This window comes from Sphingopyxis sp. RIFCSPHIGHO2_12_FULL_65_19, assembly GCF_001830555.1.
Taxonomy (GTDB): Bacteria; Pseudomonadota; Alphaproteobacteria; order Sphingomonadales; family Sphingomonadaceae; genus Sphingopyxis.
The window spans coordinates 69,635-80,814 of record NZ_MIAM01000002.1 but is presented as its reverse complement, the minus strand read 5'-3'; the positions used below and the strand labels follow the sequence as shown (position 1 = coordinate 80,814).

Sequence of the window (11,180 nt, the reverse complement as noted above, 5' to 3'; positions counted from 1 at the left end):
CCACGGTGATCGGCGATCGCCGCGCCGCGATCGCCGCCGCAATCGCCGAGGCGCGCGCAGAGGATATCGTGTGCATCGCGGGCAAGGGTCACGAACAGGGCCAGATCGTCGGCCGCGGCGACGAAATGCGGATCATTCCCTTCGACGATGTGGCCGTCGCGCGCGAGGCGGCGGCATGAACCCGCTGTGGAGCGCGCGCGCCATCGCCGCGGCGACGGGTGGGGCCGCCAGCGCCGACTTCACGGTCGGCGGCGTCGCGTTCGATTCGCGCGAAGTGACGAAGGGCGACCTCTTCATTGCGATGAAAGGTGAGCTTGCCGATGGGCATCAGTTTATCGACAAGGCGATCGCGGCGGGTGCCGCGGGCATCCTGTGCGAAACCGGCATCGACCACCCGCATGTCCGCGTCGCCGACAGCGCCCGCGCGCTGAACGCGCTGGGCGTGGCATCGCGGGCGCGTAGCCATGGTCGGATCATCGGCGTCACCGGATCGGCGGGCAAGACGGGAACCAAGGAGGCGCTGTTCGCTGCGCTCGACCGTTTCCGCCCCGGCAAGGCGCATCGCTCGGTCAAAAGCTATAACAACCATGTCGGCGTGCCGCTCAGCCTCGCGCGGATGCCGTCGACCGCCGATTTCGGCGTGTTCGAGATGGGGATGAACCATGCAGGCGAGCTGGCCGAGCTGACCCGCATGGTGCGCCCGCACGTCGCGCTCGTCACCACGATCGCGCCCGCCCACATGGAGTATTTCGGCAGCGAAGAGGCGATCGCCGACGCGAAGGGCGAGATTTTTGAGGGGCTGGAGCCGGGCGGCACCGCAATCCTGCCGTTCGATAGCCCGCATTATGCGCGCCTCCGCGCGAAAGCCGAGCAGCACGCCGCGCACATCATCAGTTTCGGGCTGGGCGATGGGGCCGATGTGCGCGCGGTCGACTGGCTTTCGGATGGAAAGGGCGGCTCGCTCGTCACCGCACAGGTCCAGGAATCGCTGCTTTGCTTTACGATTGCGCAGGCCGGCGCGCATTGGGTCGCCAATTCGCTCGCCGTGCTGGCTGCGGTGAAAGTGGTCGGCGGCGACCTTCCTGCGGCGGGGCTGGCCTTTGCCGAGATGGCGGGGCTCACCGGGCGGGGCGCCCGCCACCGCGTCGCGGTGCCCGGCGGCCATATCCTGGTTATCGACGAAAGCTATAACGCCAACCCCGCCTCGATGGCGGCGACGATCGGCCAGCTCGGCATCGAATCCGCCGACCGCAAGGTCGCGATTCTCGGCGCGATGAAGGAGCTGGGATCGGACGGCGAGGCCTATCACGCCGCGTTGGCGGCTCCGCTCGTCGCGGCGGGAGTGCAATTCGCCCTGCTTGTCGGCGAAGAGATGGCGCCGCTCGCCAAAGCGCTTGAGGGCTGCATCGATTTCGAGCATGTGCCCGCGCACTCGGCCGCGGTAGGGCGGCTGAAGGACCTGATCCGCCCGGGCGACGCCGTGCTGGTCAAGGGGTCGAACAGCGTCGGCCTGTCGCATGTCGTGACGGCGCTGACCAACGGGGATTATTGATGTTATATTGGCTGGCGGAATGGCTTGGCTTTCCGGGGGCTCTCAACCTCATTCGCTACCTGAGCTTCCGGTCGGGGGCCGCGGTCGCGACCGCGATGATCCTCGGCCTGTGGATCGGCCCGCGCTTCATCCTGATGCTGCGGATGCGGCAGGGGAAGGGGCAGCCGATCCGCGACGACGGCCCGCAGAGCCACCTCGCGAAAAAAGGCACGCCGACGATGGGCGGGCTGATGATCCTCATTTCGCTGATGATTTCTGCCCTGTTGTGGATGGACCTGTCCAATCGCTTCGTCTGGGCATGTCTGTTCGTGACCGGCGGCTTTGCTGCGGTCGGCTTCCTCGACGACCTCGACAAGGTGACGAAGGCCAGCCATCGCGGGATTCCGGGGCGTGTGCGCTTGTTGATCGAGTTCGTGATCGCCGCGGTCGCGGTGCTGCTGATCGTGTCGCGCACCGGCACCGACCTTTATCTGCCTTTCTTCAGTGGCATCGTGATTCCCCTGGGGCCGCTCTATTATGTCTTTGCGATGGTGCTGATCGTCGGGTTCGGCAATGCGGTGAACCTGACCGACGGGCTGGACGGTCTCGCAACCTTTCCGGTGATCATTGCCAGCCTGACCTTCCTCGTCATCGTCTATCTGTCGGGCAACGTGAAGTTCGCCGAATATCTTGGCATCCCGCATGTGCCCGGCGCGGGCGAACTGGCGGTGTTCGCCGCCGCGATCATCGGCGCGTGCCTCGCCTTCCTGTGGTTCAATGCGCCGCCCGCGGCGGTGTTCATGGGCGATACCGGCAGCCTTGCGCTGGGCGGCGCGCTGGCGACGATCGCGGTCACCGCGCAGCATGAACTGGTCCTCGTGCTGGTCGGCGGGTTGTTCGTGGTCGAGGCGCTGTCGGTCATCATCCAGGTTTTCTGGTACAAAAGAACGGGCAAGCGCGTGTTCCGCATGGCGCCGATCCATCATCATTTCGAGCAGCTCGGCTGGCCCGAATCGACCGTCGTCATCCGGTTCTGGATCGTCTCGATCGTCCTCGCGCTCGCGGGGCTCGCGACCTTGAAACTCCGGTGATCACGTCGCGCGTCTTTGCCGGCCGCCGTTACGCGGTGCTGGGACTGGCGCGATCGGGTCTGGCGACCGTCGAGGCGCTGATTGCCAGCGGCGCGGGCGTGACCGCATGGGACGACCGCGAAGACGCGCGCGACGACGCGATGGCATTGGGCGCCGACATAGGCAACCCGATCGAGATCGACCTGGTCGGCTTTGCGGGCGTCGTGGTGTCGCCGGGCGTTCCGCTGAACCGCCACCCGATCGCCGCTCATGCGCGCGAAGCCCATGTGCCGGTGATCGGCGACGTCGAATTGTTCGCCGAGGCGCGCGGCGACCTGCCGCCGCACAAGATCGTCGGCATCACCGGCACCAACGGCAAGTCGACCGTCACCGCGCTGATCGCGCATATGCTCGAATGCGCGGGAGTTCCAGCTTTGATGGGCGGCAATATCGGCCTGCCGATCCTCAGCCGCGACCCGCTGACGCCCGTGGGCGGTCGCGTCGGCGTCTATGTCCTCGAACTGTCGAGTTACCAGATCGACCTGTCGCACAGCCTGGCCTGCGACATTGCGGTACTCACGAACCTCAGCCCCGATCATCTCGACCGTTATGACGGCTTTGCAGGCTATGCGGCGTCGAAAGCGCGGCTCTTTTCGTTCCAGCACCAGGACCAGGTCGCGATCGTCGCGGTCGACGACGACCCGTCGAAAATGATCGCGGGGCGGATCAATCATCGCCTCTATCGCGTATCGGCAAAGGATGTCGATCCGGCCGATCAGCTGCGCTGGCCCGCGCTGCAAGGGCCGCATAACGCCCAGAACGCGGTGTGCGCGATCGCCGTTTGCCGCGTCCTGGGGTTGAATGACGAACAGATCGAGCGGGGGCTGGCGACCTACAAGTCGCTGCCGCACCGTATGGAATTGGTCGGCGAAGTCGGGGGGGTCAGCTGGTTCAACGACAGCAAGGCTACCAATGCGGCTTCCGCTGCACCGGCGCTGGCGGCGGTTCCGCCAGCGCCGGACCAGCGTCTTCACTGGATCGCGGGGGGCAAGGCGAAAGGCGACGGGCTGGCGGCTTGCCGCCCGTGGTTCGGCCATGTCAAACGGGCCTATCTGATCGGCGAGGCGATGGCGCCGTTTGCGGCCGAAATCGGCGACGCGATCCCGCTTGAACGGTCAGGCGACATGGTGACGGCGGTCAGGCAGGCCGCTGCCGCGGCGCAGCCGGGCGACGTCGTGCTGCTGTCGCCGGCGTGCGCGTCGTTCGACCAGTTCAGGGATTATGAGCAGCGCGGCGACGCATTTCGCGCCGCGGTCGAGGCGCTCGGGGCATGAGCGGGGGGGACAATATGGACGCGACGAACGACCGTCCGGTCATTTCGGCGGCGACGCGCACGACAAAGCGGCGGGGGCCACGCCTGAGCCGCGCCGACCGCACCCCGCTGGGTCTGTGGTTCTGGGAAATCGATCGCGTCCTGCTGTTGCTCGTGTCGATCCTGGTGGCGATCGGGCTGGTCGCGGTGGCCGCGGCGTCGCCGGTCGCCGCGCAGAAATTGTCGACCTCGACCGCGTCGCTTGACCCGCTTTATTATTTCTATCGCCAAATGATGTGGGTCATCGTCGGCGTGCCGGTGATGCTGGCGGTGTCGATGCTGCCCAAGCCGCAGGCGCGGCGTTTCGCCATTTATGGCACGATCACCTTTCTGTTCCTGCTGTTCCTCGTGCCGCTGATCGGGACGTCGGTGAACGGCGCGCAGCGGTGGATCGGCAGCGGGGTCTTGCGGCTCCAGCCGTCGGAGTTCCTCAAGCCGTTTTTCGCGGTGTCGCTGGCGTGGATATTGTCGCTGCGATTGCATGACCAGAGCCTGCCCGTCGTGCCGCTCGCCGCGGTGCTGACCGGGATCATCGCGCTGCTCCTGATGGGCCAGCCCGACCTGGGGCAGACGATCATCTTTGCCGCGACCTGGTTCGTGCTGGTGCTGGTCGCCGGCCTGTCGATGCGGATCATGGGGATGCTGACCGGGGCGGGCGTGGCGGGGATGATCCTTGCCTATTTCTTCTACCCCGTCGCGCAGCAGCGCATCAACATCTGGCTGTTCGCCGAGGGCGACAGCTTTCAGGTCGACAAGGCGCATACGACGCTGACCGCCGGCGGCCTGATCGGCACCGGCCCCGGCGCGGGGCTTGCCAAGTTCCAGCTGCCCGAAGCGCACACCGATTATATTTTTTCGGTCATCGGTGAGGAGTTCGGGATGATCGCGTGCATCGCGATCGCGGTGCTCTACCTCGCGATCATCGTGCGGGTGCTGGTGCGCCTGCTCGACGAGGAGGACAGCTTCCTGATTCTCGCGGTCGCCGGCCTGATCGCGCAGTTTGGCGGACAGGCGGTGATCAACATGGCGGTGAACACGCAGATTTTCCCGTCAAAGGGGATGACCTTGCCCTTCATCTCCTATGGCGGATCGTCGTTCATCGCTTTGTCGATCGGCATGGGTTTGCTCTTGTCGCTGACCCGGCGAAACCCCTATGCCGCACGGGTGTCGATGACCCGAAACTGGAACAAGAAATGAGCGCCCAAAAATGACCGCGACGCGCCACTTCCTTCTCGCCGCCGGCGGGACGGGAGGCCATATGTTGCCTGCTTATGCCCTCGCGGGCGAACTGATCGCGCGCGGGCATCGCGTGGCGCTGGTCAGCGACGACCGCGGACTGAAAATCCCCGGCGCGCCGGTCGAGCTTGAAACGCATGTCCTTCCTGCCGGGCGCGTGTCCGGCGGCCCCGTCGGCTGGTTGAAGGCGGCGCTGGCGATCCGCAAGGGACGCCGCCGCGCCATCGACCTGATTCGCGACTTCGACCCGGCGGTCGTCGTCGGCTTTGGCGGCTATCCGTCGCTTCCCAGCCTGCTCGCCGCGGGCGCAACCAAACGGCCCCGCGTGCTTCACGAACAAAATGCCGTGCTGGGCCGCGTCAACCGTCTGATGGCACCGCGCGTCGATGCGGTGGCGGTCGCCTATCACAACATCCAGCGTTATCCCGCCGGGCACGAACTCAAGAAGCATATCACCGGCAATCCCGTCCGCGACGAGATCGTCGCGATCCGCGAAGAGGGTTTCCCGCCGCTGCCCGAGGACGGCATTTTCCGCCTGCTCGTGGTTGGGGGAAGCCTGGGCGCGACGGTGCTGAGCGAGGTCGTTCCTGCTGCAATCGCGATGCTGCCGCGCGCGCTGCTCGATCGGTTGCAGGTCGTGCAGCAATGCCGCGAGGATGATATCGAAGCGGTGCGCGCCAAATATGCCGAACTGGGCGTCGCGGCGGATTGCGCCTCCTATATTCAGGATTTCCCGGAACGGCTGCGCTGGGCGCACATGGTCATCGCGCGCGCAGGGGCCTCGACCGTCGCCGAGCTTGCCTGTGCCGGTCGTCCGGCGATCTTCGTTCCCTATCCGAGTGCGATGGACAATCACCAAAGCTACAATGTCGTCGATCTGGTCGAAGCGGGTGGCGCGATCGCGTTCCAACAGCCTGACTTCACGCCCGCCGAAGTCGCGAAGCATATCCAGCGCATGGCGCTCGAACCCGGCGCGCTCGAAGCTGCGGCCGAACGGGCAGCGAGCTGCGGACTTCCCGATGCGACGCGCGATCTGGCCGACCTTGTCGAGTCGCTGGCGGCGCCGCCGATGATGGATGTCATCCGCGTCGGAACGCCTTCGCGCAGCGCGGCAGTTGCAGGCGGCGTGGCCGCCACGCGCGCGGGGGACCGCTGATGCGCGGCGTCGCGACCGATATCGGCATCATCCACTTCATCGGCATCGGCGGCATCGGCATGTCGGGGATCGCCGAGGTGATGCACAATCTTGGCTATCAGGTGCAGGGCAGCGACATCGCCGACGGCTATGTGATCGAGGGTCTGCGCAAGCGCGGGATCAAGGTCGCGATCGGGCACGAGGCGTCGAACGTCGATGGCGTGGCGGTCGTCGTGACCTCGACCGCGGTCAAGCGCGGCAATCCAGAGGTGGAGGCGGCACTCGCGCAGCGCATCCCGCTGGTCCGCCGGGCTGAAATGCTCGCCGAACTGATGCGGCTGAAATCGACCGTTGCGATCGCGGGAACGCACGGCAAGACGACGACGACCAGCCTGGTCGCGGCGCTGCTCGACGCGGGCGGGATCGACCCGACGGTGATCAACGGCGGCATCATCAACAACTATGGCTCCAACGCCCGGCTTGGCGCGAGCGACTGGATGGTGGTCGAGGCGGACGAGAGCGACGGCAGCTTCCTGCGCCTCGATGGCACGATTGCGGTGGTCACCAACATCGACCCCGAACATCTCGACCATTATGGCAGCTTCGACGCGATCAAGGACGCCTTTGTCGAGTTTATCGAGAATGTGCCTTTCTATGGCGCGGCGATGCTGTGCCTCGATCATCCGGAAGTGCAGGCGATCATTCCGCGTATCCGCGATCGGCGGATTGTTACCTATGGTTTCTCGGCGCAGGCCGACGTGCGCGGGACCAATGTGACGCCGGGCCCCGACGGCAACCGCTTCGACGTCGTCGTGCGCGACCGCGATGGCAACAGCCGGACGATCGAGGGCATTCACCTGCCGATGTCGGGCCGCCACAATGTCCAGAACTCGCTCGCCGCCATCGCCGTCGCGCTGCACATGGGGGTGCCGGACGACAAGATCGTGTCGGGCTTCAACGGCTTTGCCGGGGTCAAACGCCGCTTCACCAAAGTTGGCGAGATCGCGGCGGGTGAGGGCGTCATCACGGTGATCGACGACTATGCCCACCATCCGGTCGAGATCCGCGCCGTGCTGTCGGCCGCGCGTGAAGGGGCCGGGGCGGGGCGCGTCGTCGGGGTCGTCCAGCCGCACCGCTTCACGCGGCTGCGCGATCATATGGACGATTTCCAGCAGGCGTTTAACGACGCCGACATGGTGCTGGCGCTGCCCGTCTATGCCGCGGGCGAGGCGCCGATCGACGGCGTGTCGTCCGACGCACTGACGGAGGGGCTGCGCGATCGCGGCCATCGTCATGCGCATGTGGTCGCCGATGCGGGCGCGCTGGCGGCGAGCATCAAGGCCAGCATCGAGGCCGGCGACCTTGGCGCGGGCGACATCATCATCTGCCTCGGCGCAGGCGACATTACCAAGATGGCGGCGGGTCTGGCGGCGGCGGTGGAGGCGGCATGATGCCCTTGCTTTTCCGCGCTCCCCCAAATCCGTTCGTGTCGAGCGAAGTCGAGACACGCTTCGACCGCGCTCATCGTTCGATAAGCATCTCGACGTCGCTCGATGCGAACGGGGAAGGAAGGACGGTGTGAGCACCCAAATCCTCCCCGCCGTGCGCGGCAAACTCACCCCCAACGCCCCGCTCGCACCGCTCGTCTGGTTCAAGTCGGGCGGCCCTGCCGACTGGCTGTTCGAGCCGAAGGATGCCGACGACCTATCCGATTTCCTCCGCGACCTCGACCCCGGTGTGCCGGTGATGGCGCTGGGGCTGGGGTCGAACCTGATCGTCCGCGATGGCGGCTTTCCTGGCGTCGTCATCCGGCTTGGCAAGGCCTTTGCCAAGGTCGATGCCATCGACGCGACGACGCTCAACTGCGGCGGCGGCGCGTCGGGTATCCTGGTTTCCTCGACCGCGCGCGACGCGGGCATCGCGGGCCTGGAGTTCCTCCGCTCGATCCCCGGCACCGTCGGCGGTTTCGTGCGCATGAACGGCGGCGCCTATGGCGGTGAGGTCAAGGATATCCTGGTCGATTGCGACATCGTCCTGCGCACCGGCGAACGCAAGACGCTGCCGCTCGGCGACCTCGGCTATACCTATCGCCACAGCGAACTGCCCGAAGGAGCCGTCGTCATCGGCGCGACTTTCCGCGGCCAGCCCGGCGAATCCGCTGCCATCCAGGCCGAAATGGACCGCATCTCGGCAAGCCGCGAGGCGTCGCAACCGCTGCGCTCGAAAACCGGCGGTTCGACCTTCAAGAACCCCGACGGCCACAAGGCGTGGCAACTCGTCGACGAAGCCGGTTGCCGCGGTTTCGCCGTCGGCGGCGCGCAGGTCAGCGAAAAGCACACCAATTTCCTGATCAACACGGGTGAAGCGACGAGCGCTGATATCGAGGCGCTCGGCGAAGAAGTCCGCCGCCGCGTGAAAGCCAAGAGCGGCATCGAATTGCAATGGGAGATACAGCGCGTGGGTAAGGCTGAATGAGCCGGGGTCCGTGGCATGTCGCCGTCCTGATGGGCGGCTGGTCGGCCGAACGCGAGGTGTCGTTGATGAGCGGCAACGGCGTCGCCGACGCGCTGGAATCGCGCGGGCACAAGGTCACGCGCATCGACATGGACCGCGATGTCGCGCTGCGGCTTGCCGAAGCCAAGCCCGACGTCGTGTTCAACGCTCTCCACGGCGTCCCGGGCGAGGATGGGACGGTGCAGGGGATGCTCGACCTGATGGGTCTGAAATATACCCACAGCGGCCTCGTCACCTCGGTGATCGCGATCGACAAGGAATTGACGAAGCAGGCGCTGGTGCCGCATGGCATTCCGATGCCGACGGGGACGATGGTCGACAGCGAAAGCCTCTATTCAGTCGACCCCTTGCCGCGCCCCTATGTTCTGAAACCCGTCAACGAAGGATCGTCGGTCGGGGTCGCGATCGTCAGGGACGACAGCAATTACGGCAACCCGATCGCGCGCGAAGCCGTGGGGCCGTGGCAGGAGTTTGACCGCCTGCTCGCCGAACCCTTCATCAAGGGGCGCGAGCTGACCGTCGCGGTGCTCGGCGATCAGGCGCTGGCCGTCACCGAATTGCGCGTCAAATCGGGTTTCTACGATTATGATGCCAAATATACCGACGGGCTGACCGAACATGTCTGTCCGGCCGATGTCTCCGACGATGTGGCGCAGCGGATGAAGGATCTGGCGCTGCAATCGCATCGCCTGCTGGGGTGTAAGGGCGCATCGCGGTCGGATTTCCGATGGGACGACGAACATGGCCTGGCGGGTATTTTCCTGCTTGAAGTCAACACCCAGCCGGGGATGACGCCATTGAGCCTTGTCCCCGAACAGGGGCGCGCGGTCGGCATGGATTATGCCGAACTCGTCGAACGCATCGTGGGGGAAGCGTTGTTATGAGCAAGACACAGATCAAGCGCGGAAAGGCGCCGCCGCGCCGCCCCGCACGGACGCCGAAAAAGCGCAAGACGATCAAGACATCGCGGCTCAACGCGGTGATCAACGCGCTGCCGATCAGCCCGCAGCGGTTGCAGAAGCTTGCCAACTGGACCATCGGGCTGAGCCTGTGCGCGGTCGCCGCGCTCGCGGCCCATGCGACGGGGGTCACCGCCAAGGTGCATGAGGAATATGCCCAGGCGGTCGGCCGTGCGGGGTTCCAGGTCAAAAAGGTCGAGGTCGTCGGTGCCGACCGGATCGACCGATTGAAAGTCTATGACATCGCGCTTGCGCAGAAGGATCGCTCGATGGCGGCGGTCGATCTGGAAGATGTTCGCGGCGACCTGATGCGCTATGGCTGGATCAAGGATGCGCGCGTGTCGCGCCGCCTGCCCGACACGCTGGTGGTCGATATCGTCGAGCGCACCCCGGCGGCGATCTGGCAGCATAATAATCGTCTGTCGCTGATCGACGACAAGGGCGTCGTGCTCGAACCCGTCACCGTCGCGACGATGCCCGACCTGCCGCTGGTCATCGGGCCGAAGGCGAACCAGCGTTCGCAGGATCTGGGCCGGCTGCTGGCCGAGGCGAGCAGCCTCAAGGAATTGCTCGCGGGCGCGACCTGGGTCGGCAACCGCCGCTGGGACCTCCGCTTCCGCAGCGGCGAGACGCTGTCGCTGCCCGAAGGCGAGGCTGAGGCCAAGGCCGCGCTCGCCAAATTCGCGCATATGGACGGCGCGAACCGCCTGCTCGGTCGGGGCATCCTGCGCTTCGACATGCGCGACCCGGAACGCTTTGTGCTGCGCCTGCCGCACGAAGGGCAGGTGGCGCCTGCGAAGCTCGACGAAGCGCGCGCCGCGGTCGATGCGGTCGCCGACGCGTCGGCGGAAAAGGGGTAAGCCATGGCGCCGCCGCGCATCGAAAAGATCATCACCGCGCTCGATGTCGGGTCGTGGAAAGTGTGCGCGCTGATTGCCGGGCAGACCGCCGACGGCCAGCTTCACGTGCTGGGCACCGGCCAGCGCGAAAGCCGCGGCGTCCAGCGCGGCTATGTCGCCGACATGGAACAGACCGAACATATCGTGCGCGAGGCGATCGAACAGGCCGAACGGATCGCGGGCCTCAACATCGATGACGTCTGGGTCGCCTTTTCGGCGGGCGGCCTGATCAGCGACGTCGCGCCGATCGAAAGCGAACTCGGCGGCCACCGGATCGAAAAGGAAGATGTCGACGACCTGCTTGCCGCGGGGCGCGCGGGCATCGATCCCGAAGGCCGGATGATCCTGCATGCGCAGCCCGCGCTGTATACGCTCGACGGGCTCAACGGGGTGAAGAACCCGATCGGGCTCCACGCTGACCGGCTGGGGGTCGATATCCACATCATCATGGCCGACGGCGCGCC

9 protein-coding genes and 2 pseudogenes are annotated in these 11,180 nt (G+C 66.1%); all 11 read left to right on the top strand.

The window, feature by feature from the left end; genetic code table 11:
* Nucleotides 1-179 (top strand): annotated as a pseudogene (locus A3E77_RS00575) (UDP-N-acetylmuramoyl-L-alanyl-D-glutamate--2,6-diaminopimelate ligase); the annotation flags it as partial.
* Entirely contained in the window at nucleotides 176-1,552 is a 1,377-nt protein-coding gene (locus tag A3E77_RS00570; protein WP_293642964.1) for a UDP-N-acetylmuramoyl-tripeptide--D-alanyl-D-alanine ligase, read from the top strand. The pseudogene A3E77_RS00575 and the gene A3E77_RS00570, both read left to right, overlap by 4 nt.
* Complete coding sequence (gene mraY, locus A3E77_RS00565; RefSeq protein WP_293642963.1) at nucleotides 1,552-2,622, top strand: phospho-N-acetylmuramoyl-pentapeptide-transferase; 1,071 nt, start codon at nucleotides 1,552-1,554, stop codon at nucleotides 2,620-2,622. Before A3E77_RS00570 ends, mraY begins: the two co-directional genes overlap by 1 nt.
* Nucleotides 2,619-3,935: a UDP-N-acetylmuramoyl-L-alanine--D-glutamate ligase gene (murD, locus tag A3E77_RS00560; RefSeq protein ID WP_293642962.1), complete on the top strand. Its 1,317-nt coding sequence runs from the start codon at nucleotides 2,619-2,621 to the stop codon at nucleotides 3,933-3,935. The genes mraY and murD overlap by 4 nt, the downstream gene beginning before the upstream one ends.
* On the top strand, nucleotides 3,932-5,170 hold the full coding sequence (locus tag A3E77_RS00555) for an FtsW/RodA/SpoVE family cell cycle protein (RefSeq protein ID WP_293642961.1): 1,239 nt from the start codon (nucleotides 3,932-3,934) through the stop codon (nucleotides 5,168-5,170). Before murD ends, A3E77_RS00555 begins: the two co-directional genes overlap by 4 nt.
* A gap of 10 nt (nucleotides 5,171-5,180) precedes the next feature.
* Nucleotides 5,181-6,365 (top strand): undecaprenyldiphospho-muramoylpentapeptide beta-N-acetylglucosaminyltransferase, encoded by a 1,185-nt coding sequence (gene murG, locus A3E77_RS00550; RefSeq protein WP_293642960.1) that lies wholly within the window; start codon nucleotides 5,181-5,183, stop codon nucleotides 6,363-6,365.
* Entirely contained in the window at nucleotides 6,365-7,795 is a 1,431-nt protein-coding gene (gene murC, locus A3E77_RS00545; RefSeq protein ID WP_293642959.1) for a UDP-N-acetylmuramate--L-alanine ligase, read from the top strand. The genes murG and murC overlap by 1 nt, the downstream gene beginning before the upstream one ends.
* A 127-nt stretch (nucleotides 7,796-7,922) precedes the next feature.
* A complete protein-coding gene (gene murB / locus A3E77_RS00540; protein WP_293642958.1) occupies nucleotides 7,923-8,819 on the top strand; it encodes a UDP-N-acetylmuramate dehydrogenase in 897 nt (298 codons plus the stop codon).
* Complete coding sequence (locus tag A3E77_RS00535) at nucleotides 8,816-9,742, top strand: D-alanine--D-alanine ligase (RefSeq protein WP_293642957.1); 927 nt, start codon at nucleotides 8,816-8,818, stop codon at nucleotides 9,740-9,742. The genes murB and A3E77_RS00535 overlap by 4 nt, the downstream gene beginning before the upstream one ends.
* Nucleotides 9,739-10,677 (top strand): cell division protein FtsQ/DivIB, encoded by a 939-nt coding sequence (locus A3E77_RS00530; RefSeq protein ID WP_293642956.1) that lies wholly within the window; start codon nucleotides 9,739-9,741, stop codon nucleotides 10,675-10,677. The genes A3E77_RS00535 and A3E77_RS00530 overlap by 4 nt, the downstream gene beginning before the upstream one ends.
* A gap of 3 nt (nucleotides 10,678-10,680) precedes the next feature.
* Nucleotides 10,681-11,180: pseudogene (locus A3E77_RS00525) on the top strand (cell division protein FtsA); the annotation flags it as partial.